The organism is Cupriavidus sp. IK-TO18, assembly GCF_015549295.1.
Taxonomy (GTDB): domain Bacteria; phylum Pseudomonadota; class Gammaproteobacteria; order Burkholderiales; family Burkholderiaceae; genus Cupriavidus; species Cupriavidus oxalaticus_A.
Genome location: NZ_JADGMP010000001.1, coordinates 214,595 through 235,373, shown reverse-complemented (window position 1 = coordinate 235,373; position 20,779 = coordinate 214,595). Strand labels below are relative to the sequence as shown.

Below are 20,779 nucleotides of genomic sequence, written 5' to 3'. Positions count from 1 at the left end.
GTTTGCTCCCCTCTCCCGCAAGCGGGAGAGGGGAGCAAACCGGCACGGGTGGAGAAGGCCGAAAGCGATCAGAACTTATGCCTGACCCCCGCCATCACCCCCAGCCGCGTCTTGTTCCCGTACGTATTCCCGCTGTTCACAAACGCCGCCCCGCTGTTCAGCGCAATCCATTGCCCCTGCAGGTGGGTGTAGTCCACCTCCACATACACATCGGTACGCTTGCTGAAGTTGTAGTCCAGCATGCCCGCCGTGGTCAGCCGTTTGCCGCCCTGCCCCGCGTGCCGCAGCCAGTCGTACTGGAACGTGCCGATAAACGCCAGCGCCTCCGTCAGGCTGAAGCGCGTGCCGACATAGCCTACGTTGTTGCGATAGTCCGCCACGTCGAGCCGGTTGTTGGTATAGCCCAGGTAGTATTGCGACCGCGCCGCCTTCCACGTCCCGCCCAGGCCCCATACCGTCTGCTTGCTCGCCTGCGCCGCCGGCACCGCGCCGAAATAGGCCGAGGTGACGTTCTGCGTCTGCTGGTAGACCGCGCCGATTTCCAGCGGTCCCGAGCTGTACACCAGCGACCCGGCCGCGGCCGAATTGGTCTTCATGCTGCCCGGCACCTCGCCGAAGGTGTAGGCCGCCGCCACCTGCAGGCCGTTGAAGCTCTTGATGTACTTGAGCGTGTTGTCGTAGCGCAGCCCCGTGTAGTTGCCGCCCTGGTAACCGACGATGGAGTTGTTGGCAAAGGCCATGGCCTCATACGACGACAGCACTTCATGCGCCAGCGTGTATTGGCGGCCGAGCGCGAGCTTGCCATAAGGACCGTCGAAGCCGACGACCGCGGTACGCCCGAACAGCCGCCCCCCCTGCTGGCTGGTCCCCGTGTCGGGCGAGAAGCCCGACTCCAGGATGAACCACGCCTTGTTGCCGCCGCCGATATCCTCCGCGCCGCGGATGCCCCAGCGGCTGCCGGTCAGCACGCCGTCGGTCATCTGCGTGCGGCTGTGGCCGGCCGCGTCTTCGTTGGTGCTGTAGCGGATGGTGGTATCGAGCAGCCCGTAGAGCGTGACGCCACCGGAAGTCTGGGCGACAGCCGGCACGCTGCCCGCGCCCAGCGCGAGCAGCGCAATGAATCGTTTATGCATCGGAGTGTTGTCCCGGTCTTTGTTGTCGTACTCGCGGCACCAGCAGTGCCGGCGAGGAATTGTCGTCAGGCGGCCTCAGGCACCTTGCGCGGGGCGAGGAAGAACAGCCACGTCAGCGCGATGAAGTAGGCGCACGGGATCATCGTGAACAGCACCGCGTAGTTGTTGTTGGTTACGGTCAGCACGTAGCCCACCAGCTGCGTCATGAACATGCCGCCGATCGCGCCGATCATTCCGCCGAAGCCGAACACCGAGCTGACCACGTGCTTGGGCGTGTAGTCCATCACCATGCTCCAGATATTGGCGGTCCATGCCTGGTGCGCACCGATCGCCACCGAGATCGCGGCCACGGCCATCCACAGGCTGCTGGCGCCGGCGGCCATCACCACCGAAACGATGCACACGGCAAAGACCAGCATCGACAGCAGCCGCGCCCGCACCGCCGGCATGCCGCGCGCGATCAGCCACGACGACAGCGCGCCGCCGCCCACGCTGCCCACGTCGGCGCACAGGTAGATCACGATCAGCGGAATGCCCATCTGCGTCACGCTGATGCCGAGCTGGTATTGCTGGTTGAGGAACGGCGGCAGCCAGTACAGGTAGAACCAGAACACCGGCGCGGTGATGGCGTAGGCCAGCGCAAAGGCCCAGGTGCCGCGCATGCGCAGGATCTGCGTGTAGCGGATGCGCTGGGGCGGCGGATCGATGTCGCGGGTGACGTGCGCCAGTTCCGCGGCGGTGACGGTCGGGTGCTGCTCGGGGTTGTGGTAGCGCGTGAACCAGAACGCCAGCCAGACCGCGCCCAGCGAGGCGATCACCAGGAACGCGGCCTGCCAGCCCCATGCCTGCAGGATCAGCGGCAGCATGATCGGCGTCAGCATCGCGCCGACGTTGGTGCCGGCATTGAAGATGCCGGTGGCGATGGCGCGCTCGCTGGCCGGGAACCAGATGCGCGTGGTCTTGACGCACGCCGGGTAATTGGCCGCTTCAGACAAGCCGAGGAAGAAGCGGCAGATCATGAAGCCGACCGCCGACGCCGCGAACGCATGCGCGCCGCAGGCAATGCTCCACAGCAGCACCGCCAGCGCAAAGGCGCGCTTGACGCCGACCAGGTCGATAAAGCGGCCCTGCAGCGCAAAGCCGATGGCATAGCCCACCTGGAACCAGAAGTTGATATTGGCGTAGTCCTGCGCGGTCCAGGCCATGGCCTTGGCCAGCACCGGCTGCAGCACGCCCAGCGCGGCGCGGTCCACATAGTTCAGCGTGGTCGCGAAGAACACCAGCGCCAGCATGCCCCAGCGCACCTTGCCGAAGGCAAAGGCGGCGCGCACCTTGTCGCCGAGCGAGTTGCCGAACGCGGAAGCCGCTGGCAGCTCCTTGTGAGTCGTTGTCATGTTGTCTGTCTCCACCAATGGATAGAAGTCTTGCTTGCCGGCGTGCCTTTGTGTGCTGGCCTGCGCGCGGCTTCGGGGCAAGGGCTTGCGCCCCGGCCCGTCGATGCGTCAGTAGCGGATCTGCGCCACCTCGCGCAGCGCGTCGGGCGTGGCCGTGCCGTAGCCGAAGAACTCCAGGTAGGCCGGGATCATCTCGAACAGCATGTCCGTGCCCACCTGCACCTTGCAGCCGCGGGCGAGCGCGGCCTGCAGCAGCGGCGTGTATTCCTGCTTCATCACCACCTCGCCGACCATGGCGCCGGGGGCGATGCGCGCCACGTCGAACGGCAGCGGATCGCCGGGCTGCATGCCCAGCGGCGTGGCATTGACCACCACGTCATATCCGTCCGGGTCGGCCGAGCCGGTGCTGACGCGCAACGCCGGGTAGTGTTCGGCGAGGCGATGCGCCAGGGCGCGCGCCGCCGTCTCGCGGGCGTCGAACAGCGCCAGCTCGGCCACGCCGGCCGCCGCCAGCGAGGCGGCGATCGCGCTGCCCACCCCGCCGCTGCCCGACACAATGGCGCGCGCGCCTTCCAGCCGGCAGCCCTTGCGCAGGATGCCGCGCACAAAGCCCTCGCCGTCGAACTGGCCGCCGACCAGCGTGCCGTCGTCACGCCGCAGCACGGCGTTGCAGGCGCCGGCGATGCGCGCGGCGGGCGTGAGTTCGTCGACCAGCTCGACGGTGGCGACCTTGTGCGGCATGGTCACCAGCGCGCCGCGGATATTGGTCATGCGGAACAGCGCGGGGAACACCGTCGCGTAGTCGTCCGGCTTGACCCCCATCGGGATTACGGCGGCATCGATGCCCTGCCGGTCGAACCAGGGGTTGTAGATCATCGGCGCCTTGAACGACTCCGTCGGATAGCCGATGTGGGGGATTAGCGTGGTCTTGCCGTGGATCATGTGTGCCTGAGTTCCGGTAATTCGCGCTACCCGGACTCCGGCATGCATGGCCTTCTGAGTTGGCCTTGGCGGAGGGACGGGGGCGCGTCGTTGACCGGAGATTAGTGGTCGCTAGGCGCTCCGCCAACCGTCTTTTTCGGCACTTTGGGCGATTAATGAACGACTATGCGCGATCAAGGCATCGAATGCGGGTTTCTACGAGGCCGCTGCGACAGGCGCCAATGCACGGCGAGCCGCGGCGCCGTTGCTACTATCGGTCGTCGCCGCAAGGCCCGGCACCGCCCCCGCAATACCCAGACAGGAGCCAAGACTATGAGCGCCGCACCCGCCTCTTCCTCACACGCCCCGCGCGCAGGGGATGCACAACCATGGGACAACCCGCTCGGCATCCGGGGCTACGAGTTCATCGAGTTCGCATCGCCAGATCCTGCCGCGCTTGGCCGGACGCTGGAACGCCTCGGCTTCGCCGCCATCGCGCGGCATCGCCACAAGGCGGTGAAGCTGTACCGGCAGGGCGAGATGAATTTCATCGTCGATGCCGAGCCGGATTCGTTCGCCACGCGCTATGCGGCGCGTTATGGGTTGTCGATCTGTGCGATCGGGATTCGGGTCGACGATGCGGCGGTGGCGTTCGCGCGGGCGCTGGAGGCTGGCGCCTGGCCGTTCGAGGGCGGCACGGTGGGACCGATGGAGCTCAATATTCCCGCCATCCAGGGGATCGGGCAATCGGTCCTCTATTTCATCGACCGCTGGCGCGGGAAAGAGGGTCGGCCGGGCGATGTCGGCGACATCTCGATCTACGACGTGGATTTCCGGCCGCTGCCGCCGGCCGGCGACATGTCCGACGCCGGCCTTCTGCGCGTCGACCACCTGACCCAGGCAGTCGATCCCGGCCACCTGGAAGAATGGCTGGAGTTCTACCGCAAGGTGCTGGGGTTCCGGAAACTGCGCAGCGCCGGCGAGTCACACGCGCTGGTTTCGCCGTGCGGCAGCATCCGCATCCCCCTATACGAGAAGGGAACGCCGCGGCACGACCAGATGCGGCATTACCTGTCGGATCAGCACGGCGAAGGCATCCAGCACATTGCCCTGGCCAGCGAGGACATTCTTGCCAGCGCCGCGGCACTGGCCAGCCGTGGCGTGCAGTTCGTGCAGCCGCCGCCGGCTTACTACGATTCGGTCCCTGCCCGCGTGCCAGGCCATGGGCTGGACCTTGCCGGCCTGCAACGCTACGGCATCCTGGTTGATGGCAGTGGCCCTCGCGAGTGCTTCCAGCAAGCCTTCATGAAACGCGAGGCGGGCGAGTTCTTCTTCGAGATCGTCCAGCGTGACGGTCATCAGGGCTTCGGCGAGGGCAACCTGCCGGTGCTCGAAGCGCTGTCGGCACGCTGACGCGCTGCGCCGCCACCTAGGCGCGGCGCCCTCTCTCCTGCCTTCCCCCTGCGCCGGCTCCCATGCCGGCGCTGTCTTGCTTTCCGCTCCTCCAACGCAAACGCTCTAGTGCCTCATCAGGCACTCATAACCGCTTTTTGTCTCATTTTTTCGCTAAATTCATTCCATAAACCAAAACTTCTTATTGACGCCGGCCGATCTTCCACCTACATTTCGACCAACGCATCAATTTTTCGGAACGAACTGTTCCACTTTATAACACCCCAACCAGGAGACACCCGCCATGCGCGACCTCGAAACCACCAAGCAGCCCGCCGTTTCCGGTGGCTCGGCCGCAGCGAAAGACAGCCAGGTTCCGGCTGGCCCGCAGACCATGACCCCGTCCGAAGCCTTCGTCGAAACGATGGTCGCCAACGGTGTGACCGATATGTTCGGCATCATGGGCTCGGCCTTCATGGACGCGATGGACATCTTCGCCCCCGCCGGCATCCGCCTGATCCCGGTGGTGCACGAGCAAGGCGCCGGCCACATGGCCGACGGCTATGCCCGTGTGTCGGGCCGCCACGGCGTGGTCATCGGCCAGAACGGTCCCGGCATCTCCAACTGCGTGACTTCGATCGCCGCCGCCTACTGGGCCCACAGCCCCGTGGTGATCGTCACTCCCGAAGCCGGCACCATGGGCATCGGCCTGGGCGGCTTCCAGGAAGCCAACCAGCTGCCGATGTTCCAGGAGTTCACCAAGTACCAGGGCCACGTCACCAACCCGGCGCGCATGGCCGAGTTCACCGCGCGCTGTTTTGACCGCGCCAAGGCCGAGATGGGGCCGACGCAGCTGAACATCCCGCGCGACCACTTCTACGGCAAGATCACCGCCGAGATTCCGAAGCCGCAGAACCTCGATCGCGGCCCCGGCGGCGAGCAGAGCCTGAATGAAGCGGCCGAACTGCTGGCCAATGCCAGGTTCCCGGTGATCATCTCGGGCGGCGGCGTGGTGATGGCCGATGCAATCGAGGAATGCAAGGCACTGGCCGAGCGCCTGGGCGCGCCGGTGGTCAACAGCTACCTGCACAACGACTCGTTCCCCGCCAGCCACCCGCTGTGGTGCGGCCCGCTGGGCTACCAGGGGTCGAAGGCCGCGATGAAGCTGATCTCGCGCGCCGACGTGGTGATCGCGCTGGGCTCGCGCCTGGGGCCGTTCGGCACGCTGCCGCAGCACGGCATGGACTACTGGCCGAAGAACGCCAAGATCATCCAGATCGATGCCGACCACAAGATGCTGGGCCTGGTGAAGAAGATCTCGGTGGGCATCTGCGGCGACGCCAAGGCCGCCGCCATCGCGCTGACCCAGCGCCTGGCCGGCCGCACGCTGGCCTGCGACGCCACCCGCGACGCGCGCGCCACCGATATCTCCAACGAGAAGGCCGCGTGGGAGAAGGAGCTGGACGACTGGACGCATGAGCGCGACCCGTACAGCCTGGACATGATCGAAGAGCAGAAGCAGGAACGCACGCCCAACGGCGGCCACTACCTGCATCCGCGCCAGGTGCTGCGCGAGCTGGAAAAGGCCATGCCGGAAGATGTGATGGTGTCCACCGACATCGGCAACATCAACTCGGTGGCCAACAGCTACCTGCGCTTCGAGAAGCCGCGCAGCTTCTTTGCGGCGATGAGCTGGGGCAACTGCGGCTACGCCTTCCCGACCATCATCGGCGCCAAGGTCGCGGCGCCGCACCGCCCGGCCGTGTCGTACGCCGGTGACGGCGCCTGGGGCATGAGCCTGATGGAAACCATGACCTGCGTGCGCCACAACATCCCGGTGACCGCGGTGGTGTTCCACAACCGCCAGTGGGGCGCGGAGAAGAAGAACCAGGTGGACTTCTACAACCGCCGCTTCGTCGCGGGCGAGCTCGACAACCAGAGCTTCGCCGAAATCGCCAAGGCGATGGGCGCGGAAGGCATCGTGGTGGATCGCCTGGAAGACGTGGGCCCGGCACTGAAGCGCGCCATCGACCTGCAGATGAATCATGGCAAGACCACGATCATCGAGATCATGTGCACGCGTGAACTGGGCGACCCGTTCCGCCGCGATGCGCTGTCGAAGCCGGTGCGTTACCTGGACAAGTACAAGGACTACGTTTGATCCAAGCAGCACCCCTTTCTCTCGCGATGGGGTGCTCCCTCTCCCGCAAGCGGGAGAGGGGAGAACACCAAGGGCATAGCGCGCGGCGCTGGCCCTTTTTTCAGTTTCACCGAGCCAACCACCATGAAACCCATCCTCCGCATCATCGACCGCGCCCGCGCCGCCCCCCGCCGCATCGTGCTGTGCGAGGCCGAAGACCCGCGCATCCTGCAGGCCGCGCAGCGTGCCATGCAGGAAGGCATCGCCCGCATCGTGCTGGTCGGCAACCCGCGCCAGATCAACGCCGCCGCGGCCATCCACGGCATCGCGCTGGACGGCATCACGCTGCTCGATCCGGCCACCTCCGCGCTGACGCCCTCGTTCGCGCAACAGCTCTACGCCTTGCGCCAGAAGAAAGGCATGACGCTGGACGAAGCCAGGCGCGCGGTGCTGGACCCGCTGTGCTTCGCCAACCTGATGGTGCGCCTCGGCCATGCGGACGGGTCGGTCGCGGGGGCGGAACACACCACCGCCGACGTGGTGCGCAACGCGATCCAGCTGATCGGCCTGGCGCCCGGTTTCCGGCTGGTGTCGAGCTTTTTCCTGATGATGCTGTGCGAGCCCTTCCACACACTCAAGGGCGGGCTGATCTTCTCTGACTGCGGGCTGGTGGTGAATCCCGATGCGGAAGAGCTGTCGGAGATCGCCATGGCCGCTGCCGACAGCGCGCGCGCACTGCTGAACGACGAGCCGCGCGTGGCGATGCTGTCGTTCTCCACCAGCGGCAGCGCGCACCATGCCGCCGTGGACAAGGTGGTGGCCGCCACCGAGCGCGTGCGCGCGCAGCGCCCCGGCCTGGCCATCGATGGCGACGTGCAGCTCGATGCCGCCATCGTCGCCGAGATCGCCGCGCGCAAGGTCGCGCACTCGCAGGTCAACGGCCGCGCCAACGTGCTGGTGTTCCCCAACCTGGAGTCCGGCAATATCGGCTACAAGCTGGCCGAGCGCGTCGGCGGCGCCAAGGCGATCGGGCCGATGCTGCAGGGGCTGAACAAGCCGGCCAATGACCTGTCGCGCGGGTGCAGCGCGGACGATGTGTTCCATGTCATCGCCGTCACCGTGGTCCAGGCGCAGGCCACCGCGGCACAGGCCGGCAAAGGCGAACAGGCGGCGGCATGAAGGCGGAATTGTTGTTGCCGCTGCTGGGGCTGCAAGCCCTGCTCGGCGCGGGTACCTACTTCCAGACGGTGACCGGCTTCGGCCTGGGCATGATCGTGATGGGCGCCACCAGCGGGCTGGGGCTCGCGCCGGTGGCCACCGTCGCGGCCGTGGTCAGCCTGGTGACGCTGGCCAACAGCGCCTGCGCGCTGCCCGGCAAGCTGGGGCATATCGACTGGCGCGCCGTGGGCGCTGCCGCCATCGGCATCCTGCCGTCGGTGCTGGTGGGCGTGCTGGTACTGGAGTACCTGAGTTCCAGCGCCGCCACGCTGCTGCAACTGCTGCTGGGCGCGGTGATCCTGTACGGCGGCCTGAGCGCCGCGTTCAAGCCCGAACCGCTGCCGCAACGCTCAGGCGATGGCAGCTTCTTCGTCAGCGGCGTGTTCGGCGGGCTGCTGAGCGGCATGTTCGGCGTGTCCGGGCCGCCGCTGATCTTCCAGTTCTACCGGCAGCCGATGAAGCCGGTGGAGATCCGCTGCGCGCTGATCCTGGTATTTACCGTCACGTCCAGCGTGCGCACGTTGTTCTCGGCTTGGCAGGGCCAGCTCGATGGCGCGATCTGGCTGCAGGCGGCGCTGGGCGTGCCGGTGGTGGTAATCGCCACGCTGCTGGGGCGGCGCTTTCCGCCGCCGTTCTCGCCGACCACGACGCGGCGGGTTGCGTTTGGGGTGCTGATCGGGATCGGCGTCAGCCTGATGCTGCCTGCGATCTCGGCGTGGGTTCGATGAGGGCGCGGGCAGCGCCCTCCCGGCGCGTTCAGGCGACCGTGCCTGCGGGCTGCGCCAGCGGCGCGGCGTCTTCTTTCTCGCCGCTGCCGCCGGCCTGCCCGAGATCCATACCGGTCGTTTCCGGCAGCAACACGGCGGCAACCACTACCATCGCATAGCCAACCCCGGCGACAATCGCGATCGCGATCGGCAGCGAGGTGTGCCCCGAACTCAGCCACCCGACCGATAGCGGGAACAGCGAGCCGATCACACGGCCGGCGTTGTACGAGACGCCATATCCCGTCGCGCGGATATCGTTGGGATAGGACTCGGAGATGGTCGCGCCGATGCCGGCGAACACGCCCTGCATCAGCACCCCCAGCGGGAAGCCCAGGAACAGCATCGACGTGTTCGACACCGGGATCACCATGTAGACCAGCGCGGCCACGAACGCCCCCGCCGCAAACACGATGTAGGTCAGCCGCCGGCCCCAGCGGTCCGTGGCATAGGCTCCCGCCACGTAGCCGACCAGTGAGCCGATGATGGTGACCGTCAGGTAGCTACTGGTGCCGAACACCGACAGCCCGCGCTCGGTCTTGAGGAAGGTCGGCAGCCACGTGGCAATGGCGTAGTACGCGCCCAGCATGCCGCCCGAAAGCAGGCTGCACAGCAGCGTCTTCGACAGCAGCGGCCCGCGGAACAGGCGGCCGAGCCCGGCCAGCGCGGAGCCTTGCCTGCCCGCCGCGCGGCTCTTCAGGAATATCTCCGGCTCCTCCAGGTTGCGGCGCAGGTAGATCACCACCAGTGCCGGCAGGATGCCGAGGAAGAAGCAGACGCGCCATGCCGTCTCCGCCGGCAGCACGCTGAAGGTGATCGCATACACGATCGCCGCCGCGCCCCAGCCGAAGGAATAGCTGCTCGCGGTAAAGCCCGAGTATTTGCCGCGGTGCGCGGGGTTGCGGATCATCTCCGTCACCAGCACCATGCACAGCGATGACTCGCCGCCGAAGCCCAGCCCCTGGATCATGCGGAACAGCATCAGTTGCTCCGGCGACTGCGCCAGCCCGCACAGGAAGCACGCGCCCGCGAACACGATGATGGTCCAGCGCAGCACGCGCACCCGCCCGTAGCGGTCGGCCAGGATGCCGGCGCCGATCGCGCCGACCAGCGACGACACCAGTGTCCACGTGACGATCGCGCCCGCCGTGGACTTGCTCATGCCCCACTGCCCCAGCAGCGTGGAGATGAGGAAGGAATAGATCATGAAGTCGAACACGTCGACGGCATGCCCCAGGAACGCGCCATAGAATCCCTTGCGCTCCATGCGCGACAAATCACGGAACCAATCGAACATGATTCCCTCCCCTGTGGTGGTGTGATGTGGTGTGGTTGGTGGTGGTGGTCCGCCGGTCAGGCGGCTGGCCGCGGCGGCGGCCGGCAGGCATGGCCCGCTTCCTCCAGCAGGCTGGCAAAACGCAAGGCGGTGAGATCCTGGTAGCGGCCGGCGACGATCTGCACGCCGACCGGCAGGCCGCTGGCGCCTGGCCCCATTGGTGCGATCGGTGTGATCGGCGCAACGGCCGAAGGCAGGCCGCACAGCCCGGAATGGCCGGCCCAGAACAGTTGCGTGGTCATCGGCTGCGGGCGGCCGTTGACGCTGATGGTCCGCTGCCAGGGCTCTCCGGCCTCGTCGATGGGAAATGCCGTGGTGGCCGCGGCCGGGCATAGCAGCACGTCGTAGCCGGTAAAGAAGCGGCGCCAGGCGGCGGCAAAGCGCTCGCGCGCGACCTGCAGGCGCAACCAGTCGCGGTGGCCCAGCGTCGCGCCGGTGTACTGCAGGGTTGCATAGCCATGGTCGCCCGCCGCGGCGGTGGCGCTGCGCGCCAGCGCATCGGCAAACGCGGCGTCGTCCATGTGCACAGAGGTGGTGGCGCGCAACAGCGTCACGTAGACATGCCAGAGCTCGCCGGCGTCGAAGTCCGGCCGCACATGCCAGTCGACGCGGGCGCCCTTGCCGGACAGCCAGTGACCCAGCTGTTCGATCTGCGTTGCAACCTCGGTGTCGGCTTCCGCCTGGGCATGGGTGGGCAGGACGGCAACGCGGAAATCCGCGAGCGTGCAGTGCGGGCATTCCGGCAACTGCAAGCGGTATGGCAATGCCTCGTCACCGGCCGGTCCGGCGATCGCGCGCAGCACCAGTTCCAGGTCGCGAGCGCTGCGGGCCAGCGGGCCGGCGACATTGATGTCCTGCTCGCCGAAACGCGCCGCGCCGGTGCCGTGGCCTGCCAGTGGCACCAGCCCGTGACTAGGCTTGAGCGAGAAGATGCCGCAGTAGTGCGCCGGGTTGCGCAGCGAGGAACCGATGTCGGAACCCACATCGAAGAACGACAAACCCGCGCACACCGCCGCCGCGCTACCGCCGGACGAGCCGCCCGGCGTGCGCGACGGATCGTGCGGATTGCGGGTCGTGCCATAGATGGCGTTGTAGCTCTGCCAGTCGCGCAGCCCGAGCGGGACGTTGGTCTTGCCGAGCAGGACCGCGCCGGCATCGCGCAGCCGTTGCACCACTACGGCATCCCGCTGGGCGACGTGCCCGCGCAAGGCGGGATTGCCGCAGGTGGTCGGCCAGCCGGCGACGTCGAACGATTCCTTGACCGAGAACGGCACGCCGTCGAGGACGCCGCGCGCCTGCCCGGCGCGGCGGCGCCGGTCGCTGTCGCGTGCCGCGGCGCGCGCGGCGCTGAAATCCGGCAGCACCAGCGCATTGATGACGCCGTGCCATCGCTGCCAGGCCGCCTCGCAGGCGTCGACAAGTTCCTCCGATGTAACCGTGCCGCCGGCGAGCCGTTGTGCCACCTCCCATAGCGGCGGAAAGCCGCCGGTCGTCCAGTCGGGCAGGTTCACATCGGCTCCTTGTCGTGATCCGCGCGGCTCGGCACGGGTGGGGGCATTATCAGGGGCTCAGGGACTGCTAATTGTGTTGGTATACTATATTCCGTCTTGCGCGCAGTGCAAGGCGAATGTGCGCGCGGGCACCACGGATGGCAAGCGCCAGGGGATGGACTATCGGGGGAAGTGCGGCACGCAGAACCCGTGCCAGAAGGGAAGCGACGGCCACGAGCGGCGCGATGCGCCGCCCGGTCACTCAGGCTGGATCAGCAATGGCCGCGCCGGGGCGCGCGGCCGCCCAGCGCCTGCAGGAAGCGGCCGATATCGCGCAGGCGCAGCGGCACCAGCGGCGAGGCATGGCGCACGGCGTCGCGCGCGGCAAGGTGGTGCAGCAGTTGCTGACCTACGGGTTGCGACAGATAGCGTTGCTCGGGCGACTGCATGGTAAATCCCAATTGACCTTGAATGACTACAGTATACACATTCTTGGTGCAGTGCGTCATGCGCGGGCATGCAACGCCCTGTTGCGGGGCATGCAACGGAAATAGCAATCGCCACTCGGATTGGGAAAATACCGGCCGGCAGCGGACGACAGCCAGGGGCCGCAGCCTTCGCTCAGGCCGCCTGCGCCGCGCCCTGCCCGCCCACCGGCAGGTCGGCCGCCTTGGCGGCGCTGTAGACATGGCGCGCGGCCAGCAGCGCGGCAAGGTCGGCGTCGCCGGCGATCACGGCCTGCAGGATCTGGGCGTGCTCGTCCCAGTTCTGGCGCGCGCGCACCACGTTGGCGGGGCCGAACAGCACGGCGGTGCGCTCGCGCAGCGAGCGCATCATTTCCTGCAGCACGCTGTTCGCGGCGATGGTGCCGAGCACCTCATGAAAGCGGGTATTGAGCGCCAGCAGTTCATCCGCGCGGCCCTGCGCGGCGGCCTCCATGCCCTGGCGCAGCACCGTTTCCAGTTCCGCCACCAGCGCCGGGTCGCGCCGCTGCGCGGCGAGCTTGGCGTTGAGGCCTTCCAGCGTGGCGCGCACCTCCACCATCTCGCGCGCGATCACCGGCGACAGGCTCGCCACCGTGGCGCCGCGGCGCGGCTCGATCAGCACCAGGCCCTCGCTGGCCAGCGCGCGCAGCGCCTCGCGCACGGGAATGCGCGATACGCCCAGTTCCGCCGACAGCTTGTTTTCCACCAGCCGCTCGCCCGGCGCGTACTTGCCGTTCAGGATGCCTTCGCGCACCTTGTCGGTGACAAGGGCAAACAGCGGCGAGTGGCTGGCACCGAGGCTCAGCGGCTCGGCGGGCGCGGCGGGAGACGGAGTGAGGGACATGGGTCGGCAGAGGCGTAGGCGGAAAGGCTGGCGTCATTGTATACCAGCCATCCTTGCATACCGTCATGTCTTAACAAAGGTGCTGGAAGGTAAAGCTGTCCGCGTAGAGGTGGTCAGGACTGGCTCCGTGCGCCAGGAAAGCGGCACGGGCGTCACGGATCATGTCGGGCGAGCCGCACAGGTAGATGGCGTGCTCGCTCAGGTCGCCCAGGTCGGCCAGCGCCGCGTCGTGCACATAGCCGCGCCTGCCCTGCCAGTCCGTCCCGGCGCGCGACAGCACCGGGACGTACTGGAAGTCATAGAGCCGTTCGCCCCACGCGGGGATGGCGTCGTGCAGGTACAGGTCGTGCGGCTGGCGCATGCCCCAGTACAGCGACACCGGCGGGCAGTCGGGATCGCCCATCAGCGATTCCAGGATCGCCTTGATCGGCGCCAGCCCGGTGCCGGTGGCCACCATCAGCAGCGGCCGGTAGTCGCGGGACCGGTAGAAGAAGTTGCCGAGCGGCAGTTCGACGTCGATTGCATCGCCAGCCCGCATGCGCGGCAGGATGCCGTCGGTAAAGGCGCCGCCCGGAATGCGCCGCACGTGCAGGTCGACCCGCCCGTCCCGCGGCACCGACGCCATCGAAAAGCTGCGCGCGAGCCCGTCGGTACTCACCAGCTTCAGGTATTGGCCGGGGCGATAGTCCAGCGTGCCCGCGTCCGGCACCTCCAGTTCGACGTGCATGACGTCCGCCGACAGCGGGCGCACCGCCTGCACCACCGCGCGGTGCCGCGCGGGCTCGGCGCAGGCCTCGCCCTCACGTGCGGTGCCGATGACGAGGTCGGCCAGCGGCTGTGCCTGGCAAGCGAGCGCGTAACCGGCGGCAGCCTCGTCCGGCGCGAGGCCGAACGGCTCCTCGTCGTAGCGCACCTGCCCGTCGAACAGGCGGATGCGGCAGGTGCCGCAGCCGCCCAGCTGGCAGTCGTGCGGCAAGGCGATGCTGGCGCGCTGCGCGGCCTGCAGCAGCGTCTCGCCGCGCTCGACGAAAAAGACCTGCTGCGTATCGGCGATCTGGATGCGGTACGACATGGAACCTCCGCTAAGACGAACTTGTACTTACTTCTTGATATCGGCCTGCACCAGCACCTTCAGGTCCTGCGGCGCAAGCAGTTCGGCCAGCGCCTGCAGCGCGGCCAGCCCGGCCTGCGTGTCCTGCTCGCCGTTGCCGCCCGACAGGCCGATGCCGCCGATCACCTCGTCGTTGACCACGATCGGGAAGCCGCCGACGAACGCCGCGAACTTGCCTTCGAAGCTCCACTGGATGCCGAAGGCCTCGTTGCCAGGCAGCGCCGGCCCGTTCGGCGGCGTGGTGAACAGGTGGGTGGAGCGCTTGTGGCCCGCGGCGGTGAACGCCTTGTTCCACGCGATCTGCGGCCCGGTGATGCGGGCGCCGTCCATGCGTTCGAGCGCGAGCGGGTAGCCGCCCTCGTCGACCACGCAGATCGACTCCAGCACGCCGATTTCCTCCGAGCGCCGGATCGCGGCGGCAACCATGTGGCGCGCTTCGCGCAGTTCCAGCTTGATGGCTTTCTTCATCGGTAAGACTCCTTGCGACGGCCGGGCTCAGGCGCCCCGGTAGACCGTCTTGACCTGCGTATAGAATTCCAGCCCGGTGCGGCCCGACTCGCGGAAGGTCGAGGTGCTAGACCTCTTGACCCCGCCGAACGGCGCGTTGACCAGGTTGCCCGTGGTGGTGCGGTTGATCTTGACCGTGCCCGCCTCGATGTCGGTGGCGAAGTGGTGGATGTAGCGCGGGCTGCTGGTGACGATGGCCGCGGCCAGCCCGTACTCGGTATCGTTGGCCTTGGCGATGGCGTCGGCGTAGCCGGTAAATCCGATGATGGCGATCACAGGCCCGAAGATCTCCTCGCGCGCGATCCGCATCTGCTGCGTCACGTCGGTGAACACCGTCGGCGCGACGTAATAGCCCTTGTCGAGATCGCCGCCGGTCAGCCGCGTGCCGCCGGACAGCAGCGTCGCCTCGGACTTGCCGATGTCGATATAGCGCAGCACGGTCTCCAGCTGCCTGGCCGAGGCCAGCGGCCCGAGATCCATGCCCGGCGTCATGCCGCTGCCGACCTTGAGCGTTGCGACTTTCGCCAGCAGGCGCTCGGTGTATGCCGCCTTCACGGATTCGGCCACCAGCACGCGGCTGGTGCCGGTGCAGGCTTGCCCCGACAGCGAGAAGCCGCCCTTGATGGTCAGGTCGACGGCGCGATCCAGGTCGGCGTCTTCCATCACGATCAGCGGGTTCTTGCCGCCGAGTTCCATCTGCGTGCGCGTGGTCAGCGGCGCCGCGCGGTGGATCTGCTCGCCGGCGCGCGACGACCCGGTGAACGAGATCGCGCGCACCACAGGCGCTTCGGTGATGGTTGCGCCGATCTCGGCGGCGCTGCCGGTGATGAAGTTCAGCACGCCCTTGGGCAGCCCGGCCTTGACCAGCGCCTCGGCCAGCCGGTAGCCCGACAGCGGCGCCTCGGACGACGGCTTGAACACCACCGTGTTGCCGGTCACCAGCGCCGGCGCGATCTTGCGCGCGGGAATCGATACCGGGAAATTCCACGGCGCGATCACCGTCACCACGCCCAGCGGCTCGCGCTGGCTGTAGACGAGCTGGTCAGGGTCGTCGTTGGGGAACACCTCGCCGTTGAAGGTCTGCGCTTCCACGGCATAGAAGCGCAGCGTCTGGGCCGAGCGCAGCACCTCGTCGCGCGCCAGCGCCAGCGCCTTGCCTTCCTCGCGGGTCAGCTCGGCGGCGATGCTGTCGGCGTTGGCTTCAAGGTGCTCCGCCGCGCGGTTGAGGATGGCGGCGCGCTTGCCGACCGGGGTCTTTCTCCAGCCGGCAAAGGCTGCCGCCGCGGCCGCCACGGCCGCCTGCGCGTCGACCGCGGACGACGCCTGGAAGCGGCCCACGAGGTCGGCGGTGTCGGCCGGGTTGACGTTGTCGAAGGTGCGGCCCGACTGGCAGGCCGTCCATTCGCCGTCGATATGGTTCAGGAATACGGTCATCGTCGATCCCGTTGCGTGGCGGCGCTCAGGCTGCCATGTCGAGTTCGGGCAGCGGCAGTTCTTTCTCGACGTAGTCGTGATAGAGCGCGGTGGTGTACAGCAGCCGCATCTGCGCGCCGATCTCGCAGATCTTCAGGCAGCGCTGCTGCAGCTCCGGCGTGTTGGCGTGCTCCAGCACGATCTGGTAGCCGCGCTCGCCGTGGATCTCGTCCGAGACGATATGCAGGTCGAAGAACTCGACCTCTTCGTCGGTGAACTGGTACTTGTCGCGCAGCGTCGGGGTCTGCTTGCGGTAGATCGACGGCACCTGCGATTCCAGCCCCACCACCAGGCCGGCCACCGCCACGATCGGGTCTTCGCGCATGGCCACCGCATAGCACCAGCTCTGCAGGCCGCGCGTGGTGGGCGACATGTTGTCCGGGTCGGTCACGCGCTCGCGCGTGGTGCCGCAGGCTTCGGCAAAGCGGATCAGCAGGTCGGTGTGGCGGTCGCCGCCGATCTCTTCCTCGTACATGTTCGCGAGCAGGAAATCCTTGGCTTCGGTATAGCGGTCCGGCGTGCGGGCGTAGATGTAGCCCAGGTAGTCCGCGAACGGGCCGACGTAGTGGTAGTGGTTCTCGGCCCAGCGCGCGAGATGGGCGCGGGTCAGCTTGCCGCTGGCCCAGGCCACGCTGAACGGCGCCTTGTTGGCGCTCTTGCCTTTGATGGCTTCTTCGAGGGCGGCACGGAAATCTTCGCGGTTCATCAGTTCGGCCATGACGGGGGCTCCTGGTTGGCGATACGGGGCGATTCGGTGGGTTGGATGCCGGGACCGGCTCGCATGGCGGATCGGTCTCGGCATGGTTGTATACTATATACAGTCAATCGGAGACGACAAGGGCTCTGTTGACTAATCACGTCGGTGTTTACCCGGCGCTGGAGCGAGCGACCGCGCTCAGGCGGCGCGGCGCTCTGCCCCGCCCGCGATGCGCGACCAGGCGAAACCAGCCAGCGCCACGTCTTCCAGCCCCACGCCGACCGACTTGTAGATCACGATGTCGTCGTCGCGCTGCCTTGGCGACGCCTTGCCGAGCACGACGTCCGCCAGTTCCACGATCTTGTCCGCCGGCAGCGCTTGCGGATCGGCCAGCACGATATCGCCGGCCTCGCGGGTCGATTGCGGCCGCCACTCCACCACGACCGCGGCGGCGCGGCGCAGCGCGGCGTCGTCCAGTTCGCGCGTATGCGGCAGGCTGGAGCCGATGGCGGCCACGAAGGCGCCCGGCCGGATCGACGTGCCGGCGAACAGCGGCGTGGTCGCGCGCGAGGCCGTGACGATGATGTCGGCCTCGGCCACCGCCGCATCGGGCTCGGCCAGCGCCACCGGGATGCCGCACAGCGCCGACAGGCGCTCGGGCATGCCGGCGTCCGCATGCGGATCGGACACCAGGATGCGTTCCAGCCCGAGCGTGGCGCCGAGCTGGCGCGCGTGCTGGGCGCCCTGCGTGCCGGCGCCGAACAAGGCCAGCGTGCGCGCGCCGGGACGGGCCAGCCGCTGCGCCGCCAGCGTGGTGCACGCCGCGGTGCGCAGGCGCGTGATGGCGCCGGCGTCGAACGAAGCCAGCGGCCGGCCGTCTTCGGTCGAGAAGATCAGGATGACAAAGGAAAACTGGCCGTTGATGGTGGTGTAGACCTTGGCCCCGGCCACGCCCTGCTGCGGAATCACCGCCCCCAGCGTGGACAGCTTGACGCCGCCGGCCTCGGTGCGGATGCGCTCCTGCATCGCGGCGTCGCCGCGCCCGAAGCTGGAAAACGCCGCCTCCATGACCTGCCGGGCATCTTCCGGGGTGACGTGGGCATCGATCATCGCGTCTGTGATGTGCTGCATGGAAACTCCGCTGGTTAGGTTGAGCTGGAAAAATTCGGAAGCGCCGCGGGCCCGGCGCCATCAGGCAAATGCCGCGCGGCCGAGCACGCCCAGCGCGCCGGCCGCGCACAGGCCCAGCAGCAGGCGGCGCACCGCAGTGGGAGACACCCGCCCGCGCAGCCGGTTGGACAGCGCGAAACCGGCCAGCAGGAACGGCGCCAGCACCAGCGCCAGCACCAGTTGCGGCAGGCCGAAGCGCCCGGCCAGCGCCAGCATGGCGAGCGACAGCACCGCCCCGCCGGACAGGATGCAGCCCATGGTCGCGCGCAACGGCGCGGGCGCCATGTGCTGCATGACGAGCGCGAACGGCGGCGCGCCGGCCGAGGTGATCGTCCCCATGAAGCCAGACAAGGTGCCCGCCACGACCACGTTGCGGGTGCTAGGCAGCAGGCGCCAGCCGAGCAGGCTCAGCGCCACGGCGGCGAGGATCGACAGCGAGAACAGCAGCGCCAGCGGACCCGGGGCCAGCCACGCGATGGTCAGCACCGCCGCGGCGCCGCCCAGCGCACGGCCGGCCAGTGCAAGGCCGGCGATGTTCCAGACGATGGCCTCGCGCTCGCGCAGGGCGCCCATCAGCGACAGGCAGCAGCCCATCGCCAGCAGCGGCCCCGGCACGAGGTCAGGGAAGAAGATCGCGCCCAGCGGCGCCGACAGCATGGCAAAGCCGATCCCGCCCACACCCTGCAGGCAGGCTCCCGCCAGGATGAGCAGTCCCATCGACAGGTAGGCCGGGACGGACAGGCCGGCGGGCAGCATCGCGAGCAACGGATCGGGCATGGCGGAAACGGTAGTGGCGGGAATAGCCGGACGGCCAGGCTGAGTGGGCGGATTGCCCGGGAACGGGCATGCGTCCTGCTCATCTGGCTCGATTGTCCCGCCGAAATCGATACATAACGGTATACAGTCTACATACTGAGGATGTGCCGGGCAACCGGCCCGCCGATGGGATGCACCAATGGGAGGACCGTGAAAGCGGGCGAATTCCCAATAAATGTGCGCCTTAGAGCGATCCGCACCATTCTCGCGTAAGCGTAAGTCCGGATGCGAAATCGCTTGGCGCGAAGACATTATGGAATATAGTATACCGAAACGGGTGCAGCGCAGCCCAGTCCATCCGCCCCACAAACCCTCCGCCCCCAGGGAGTCTTCATGTCACAACAAGTCGTGATCGGTGCCGCGCACTGGATCTATCTGTCAGGGGTAGCAGTCATCGTGCTGACGATGATCCTGCGCGCCAATGTTGTTGTCCCGTCGATCGTCGGCACCGCCCTGGTCGTCTTTGCGCTGACCGGCAGCCCGGTGTCGGCACTGGGCGGGGTGTTTTCCGCGAGCCTGGTTGCCGCCAAGGAGCTGTTCAATATCTTCCTGGTGATTGCATTCATGACGGCGCTGCTCAATGCGCTCAAGACGCTGCGCTCCGACATCCGCATGGTCGAGCCCTTCCGCGTGGTGATGAAGAACGGGCATTCGGCGTTCTTTATCCTGGCGGGCATCACCTACGTCATCTCGCTGTTCTTCTGGCCGACGCCGGCCGTGCCGCTGGTCTCGGCCATCCTGCTGCCCGCCGCGATCGCGGCGGGGCTGCCGCCGCTGGCGGGCGCGATGGCGATCGCCATTGCCGGTCAGGGCATGGCGTTGTCGTCGGACTATGTGATCGGCGTCGCGCCGGGCATCAGCGCCAAGGCCGCCGGTGCGGCGGTCAGCGCCGCGGTGGTGGCCGACCGCGCGCTGGCCCTGTCGATCATCACCGGCTGCATCGCGCTGTGCCTGGCGTACCTGTCGATGCGCAAGCACATCGTGCCGGCTTGCGGCACCCTGCTCGACCGCTGGCAGGCGCAGGCGGGCGGCACCGCCGAAGCGATCGACGGCGGCATCACCTTCGACAAGGCCGAGATCGCCAGGGGCACCGCCCACACCGAACCGCTTGCCACCGACAGCAATATCGAGGCAAGCCTGTCGATGGTGGCAAGGCGCCGGGTGAAGTGGTCGAAATGCTTTGCCATCGTGACGCCGGTTGCCTTCCTCGCGGTGGTCGCCGTGATGGTGCTGCCCAAGCTCGGCACCGGCGTGCAGGATCTCAAGGGCGGCGACGCGGCCGCGCTGGTCGGCGGCGTCGCGGCGGTACTGATGATGCTGGCGACGCTGGCGGCCGAAGGCCCGCGCCGCATGCTCGACGTCTGCCCGGAGCACATCACCGACGGCTTCGTCTTCGCCTTCAAGGCGATGGGCTCGGTGCTGCCGATCGCCGGCTTCTTCTTCGTCGGCGCCGGCGAGACCGCCGCGCAGATCCTCGGCCTGCCGCCGGGCAAGGCGCCGAGCCTGCTGTTCGAGCTGATCCAGGCCTACCAGCACATGATCCCGGACAACCACGTGCTGGTCGCCTTCGGCGTGCTGCTGGTCGGCATGATCACCGGCATCGACGGCTCAGGTTTCGCGGGCCTGCCGCTGACCGGCACGCTGGCCGGCGCGCTGGGGCCGGTGGTCGGCTTCGACCCGGCCACGCTGGCGGCCGTGGGCCAGATGGGCGCGGTCTGGACCGGCGGCGGCACGCTGGTGGCGTGGTCGTCGCTGATCGCGGTGGCAGGCTTCGCCCGGGTGCCGGTGCTGGAAGCGGTGCGCGCGCTGCTGATCCCGGTGCTGATCGGGCTGGGCTGCTCCACCGTGGCGGCGATGGTGTTGTGGTCGTAGGCGCCCGCAAGCATCG

At 67.9% G+C, this 20,779-nt stretch carries 18 protein-coding genes; 5 read left to right on the top strand and 13 right to left on the bottom strand.

All coding sequences use genetic code 11. The features are described from left to right. Positions 1–68: 68 nt before the first annotated feature. The 3 genes from IPF36_RS01025 to IPF36_RS01015 all read right to left on the bottom strand — a co-directional run bounded on the left by IPF36_RS01025 (position 69) and on the right by IPF36_RS01015 (position 3,469). The gene (locus IPF36_RS01025; RefSeq protein ID WP_133094328.1) at positions 69–1,133 is read right to left on the bottom strand and encodes a porin; all 1,065 of its coding nucleotides are present in this window, start codon (positions 1,131–1,133) and stop codon (positions 69–71) included. Between the two features lie 65 nt (positions 1,134–1,198). Then, positions 1,199–2,527 (bottom strand): MFS transporter, encoded by a 1,329-nt coding sequence (locus IPF36_RS01020; protein ID WP_135702954.1) that lies wholly within the window; start codon positions 2,525–2,527, stop codon positions 1,199–1,201. Positions 2,528–2,635: 108 nt separating this feature from the next. After that, positions 2,636–3,469 carry a shikimate dehydrogenase gene (locus IPF36_RS01015; protein ID WP_135702955.1) on the bottom strand — a complete coding sequence of 278 codons (834 nt, stop codon included), beginning with the start codon at positions 3,467–3,469 and terminating at the stop codon, positions 2,636–2,638. Positions 3,470–3,781: 312 nt separating this feature from the next. Between IPF36_RS01015 and IPF36_RS01010 the strand changes: the two genes are divergently transcribed. From IPF36_RS01010 to IPF36_RS00995, 4 genes are all read left to right on the top strand, one after another. Continuing rightward, positions 3,782–4,861: a 4-hydroxyphenylpyruvate dioxygenase family protein gene (locus IPF36_RS01010; RefSeq protein WP_195427073.1), complete on the top strand. Its 1,080-nt coding sequence runs from the start codon at positions 3,782–3,784 to the stop codon at positions 4,859–4,861. A gap of 373 nt (positions 4,862–5,234) precedes the next feature. Then, positions 5,235–7,001: a sulfoacetaldehyde acetyltransferase gene (gene xsc, locus IPF36_RS01005; protein ID WP_133094722.1), complete on the top strand. Its 1,767-nt coding sequence runs from the start codon at positions 5,235–5,237 to the stop codon at positions 6,999–7,001. A gap of 123 nt (positions 7,002–7,124) precedes the next feature. Next, positions 7,125–8,159: a phosphate acetyltransferase gene (pta, locus tag IPF36_RS01000; protein WP_195427070.1), complete on the top strand. Its 1,035-nt coding sequence runs from the start codon at positions 7,125–7,127 to the stop codon at positions 8,157–8,159. Next, positions 8,156–8,926, top strand: coding sequence for a sulfite exporter TauE/SafE family protein (locus IPF36_RS00995; RefSeq protein ID WP_195427067.1), 771 nt, complete (start codon positions 8,156–8,158; stop codon positions 8,924–8,926). Before pta ends, IPF36_RS00995 begins: the two co-directional genes overlap by 4 nt. 28 nt (positions 8,927–8,954) lie before the next feature. Here the strand turns inward: IPF36_RS00995 and IPF36_RS00990 are convergent, their stop codons facing one another. The 10 genes from IPF36_RS00990 to IPF36_RS00945 form a co-directional block, all read right to left on the bottom strand. Next, a complete protein-coding gene (locus tag IPF36_RS00990) occupies positions 8,955–10,259 on the bottom strand; it encodes an MFS transporter (RefSeq protein WP_133094322.1) in 1,305 nt (434 codons plus the stop codon). A 56-nt stretch (positions 10,260–10,315) separates the two neighbouring features. After that, on the bottom strand, positions 10,316–11,809 hold the full coding sequence (locus IPF36_RS00985) for an amidase (protein WP_195427065.1): 1,494 nt from the start codon (positions 11,807–11,809) through the stop codon (positions 10,316–10,318). Between the two features lie 251 nt (positions 11,810–12,060). Beyond that, positions 12,061–12,237: a hypothetical protein gene (locus tag IPF36_RS00980; protein ID WP_165971459.1), complete on the bottom strand. Its 177-nt coding sequence runs from the start codon at positions 12,235–12,237 to the stop codon at positions 12,061–12,063. A 172-nt stretch (positions 12,238–12,409) separates the two neighbouring features. Beyond that, positions 12,410–13,117 carry a GntR family transcriptional regulator gene (locus IPF36_RS00975; RefSeq protein WP_135702959.1) on the bottom strand — a complete coding sequence of 236 codons (708 nt, stop codon included), beginning with the start codon at positions 13,115–13,117 and terminating at the stop codon, positions 12,410–12,412. Between the two features lie 70 nt (positions 13,118–13,187). After that, entirely contained in the window at positions 13,188–14,189 is a 1,002-nt protein-coding gene (locus IPF36_RS00970) for a 2Fe-2S iron-sulfur cluster-binding protein (protein ID WP_133094319.1), read from the bottom strand. Between the two features lie 27 nt (positions 14,190–14,216). Next, positions 14,217–14,696, bottom strand: a complete 480-nt coding sequence (locus IPF36_RS00965; RefSeq protein WP_013953475.1) for a heme-binding protein — start codon at positions 14,694–14,696, stop codon at positions 14,217–14,219. A gap of 27 nt (positions 14,697–14,723) precedes the next feature. Then, positions 14,724–16,169 carry an aldehyde dehydrogenase family protein gene (locus IPF36_RS00960; protein ID WP_195427063.1) on the bottom strand — a complete coding sequence of 482 codons (1,446 nt, stop codon included), beginning with the start codon at positions 16,167–16,169 and terminating at the stop codon, positions 14,724–14,726. Positions 16,170–16,194: 25 nt separating this feature from the next. After that, complete coding sequence (locus tag IPF36_RS00955; RefSeq protein ID WP_133094317.1) at positions 16,195–16,926, bottom strand: TenA family transcriptional regulator; 732 nt, start codon at positions 16,924–16,926, stop codon at positions 16,195–16,197. A 177-nt stretch (positions 16,927–17,103) separates the two neighbouring features. Then, positions 17,104–18,036 (bottom strand): ornithine cyclodeaminase family protein, encoded by a 933-nt coding sequence (locus IPF36_RS00950; RefSeq protein WP_133094316.1) that lies wholly within the window; start codon positions 18,034–18,036, stop codon positions 17,104–17,106. A gap of 60 nt (positions 18,037–18,096) precedes the next feature. Beyond that, the gene (locus IPF36_RS00945; RefSeq protein WP_133094721.1) at positions 18,097–18,792 is read right to left on the bottom strand and encodes a sulfite exporter TauE/SafE family protein; all 696 of its coding nucleotides are present in this window, start codon (positions 18,790–18,792) and stop codon (positions 18,097–18,099) included. Between the two features lie 432 nt (positions 18,793–19,224). Here IPF36_RS00945 and IPF36_RS00940 point away from each other — a divergent pair, with 432 nt between their 5' ends. Further along, on the top strand, positions 19,225–20,763 hold the full coding sequence (locus IPF36_RS00940) for a hypothetical protein (protein ID WP_133094315.1): 1,539 nt from the start codon (positions 19,225–19,227) through the stop codon (positions 20,761–20,763). Positions 20,764–20,779: the final 16 nt, after the last annotated feature.

Coding starts and splice junctions, on each gene's coding strand:
- IPF36_RS01025 (WP_133094328.1), bottom strand. CDS start 1,133: ATGCATAAACGATTCATTGCGCTGCTCGCGCTGGGCGCGGGCAGCGTG.
- IPF36_RS01020 (WP_135702954.1), bottom strand. CDS start 2,527: ATGACAACGACTCACAAGGAGCTGCCAGCGGCTTCCGCGTTCGGCAAC.
- IPF36_RS01015 (WP_135702955.1), bottom strand. CDS start 3,469: ATGATCCACGGCAAGACCACGCTAATCCCCCACATCGGCTATCCGACG.
- IPF36_RS01010 (WP_195427073.1), top strand. CDS start 3,782: ATGAGCGCCGCACCCGCCTCTTCCTCACACGCCCCGCGCGCAGGGGAT.
- xsc (WP_133094722.1), top strand. CDS start 5,235: ATGACCCCGTCCGAAGCCTTCGTCGAAACGATGGTCGCCAACGGTGTG.
- pta (WP_195427070.1), top strand. CDS start 7,125: ATGAAACCCATCCTCCGCATCATCGACCGCGCCCGCGCCGCCCCCCGC.
- IPF36_RS00995 (WP_195427067.1), top strand. CDS start 8,156: ATGAAGGCGGAATTGTTGTTGCCGCTGCTGGGGCTGCAAGCCCTGCTC.
- IPF36_RS00990 (WP_133094322.1), bottom strand. CDS start 10,259: ATGTTCGATTGGTTCCGTGATTTGTCGCGCATGGAGCGCAAGGGATTC.
- IPF36_RS00980 (WP_165971459.1), bottom strand. CDS start 12,237: ATGCAGTCGCCCGAGCAACGCTATCTGTCGCAACCCGTAGGTCAGCAA.
- IPF36_RS00975 (WP_135702959.1), bottom strand. CDS start 13,117: ATGTCCCTCACTCCGTCTCCCGCCGCGCCCGCCGAGCCGCTGAGCCTC.
- IPF36_RS00970 (WP_133094319.1), bottom strand. CDS start 14,189: ATGTCGTACCGCATCCAGATCGCCGATACGCAGCAGGTCTTTTTCGTC.
- IPF36_RS00965 (WP_013953475.1), bottom strand. CDS start 14,696: ATGAAGAAAGCCATCAAGCTGGAACTGCGCGAAGCGCGCCACATGGTT.
- IPF36_RS00960 (WP_195427063.1), bottom strand. CDS start 16,169: ATGACCGTATTCCTGAACCATATCGACGGCGAATGGACGGCCTGCCAG.
- IPF36_RS00955 (WP_133094317.1), bottom strand. CDS start 16,926: ATGGCCGAACTGATGAACCGCGAAGATTTCCGTGCCGCCCTCGAAGAA.
- IPF36_RS00950 (WP_133094316.1), bottom strand. CDS start 18,036: ATGCAGCACATCACAGACGCGATGATCGATGCCCACGTCACCCCGGAA.
- IPF36_RS00945 (WP_133094721.1), bottom strand. CDS start 18,792: ATGGGACTGCTCATCCTGGCGGGAGCCTGCCTGCAGGGTGTGGGCGGG.
- IPF36_RS00940 (WP_133094315.1), top strand. CDS start 19,225: ATGTCACAACAAGTCGTGATCGGTGCCGCGCACTGGATCTATCTGTCA.